General features: G+C 72.8%; 1 protein-coding gene. It reads right to left on the minus strand.

The window, feature by feature from the left end; genetic code table 11:
* Positions 1 to 463: GMC family oxidoreductase N-terminal domain-containing protein (locus EQG76_RS20250; protein WP_200840974.1), on the minus strand; the 463-nt coding region annotated here is incomplete at both ends.

The raw sequence follows: 463 nt of genomic DNA on the forward strand, positions 1-463 counted from the left end.
AGAGCACCACGTCGCGTTCGGCCGCGAACTCGCGCCGTCGGTCCTCATGCACTGCTGACACGCCCCGGCACCGGCTGCCGGAGAACAGAAGGCCCGTCACCTCGGTCCGGGTCAAAAGGGTCAGGTTGGGACGGTCCAGGACCGGCAGGAGGTAACCCTGCGCAGCCCCGACCCGCCGCCCGCGGGCGGTCACGTTCTCGTCCACGTAGCCAGTGCCGTCGAGCCGCGGGAGCTCGTTAAGCTCGATGCGGCGCAGCCCGATCTCCTCCGCGGCCCGCAGCAGCAGCGGCGACAAGGGGTGCGTGGCGGCCGGCCTCCCGACCGGGATCGGCCCGTTCCGGCCACGCGTCGGGCTGCCCTCGCCGCGGTAGTCCTCGATCCTCTTGAAGGCGCGCCGGGCCGCGTCGAACCCCCAAGACGGGTCCCCGAGTTCGGCCCAGGCCTCGTAGTCCCGCTCGTCGCC

It is taken from the genome of Geminicoccus flavidas, assembly GCF_009806515.1.
GTDB lineage: Bacteria > Pseudomonadota > Alphaproteobacteria > Geminicoccales > Geminicoccaceae > Geminicoccus > Geminicoccus flavidus.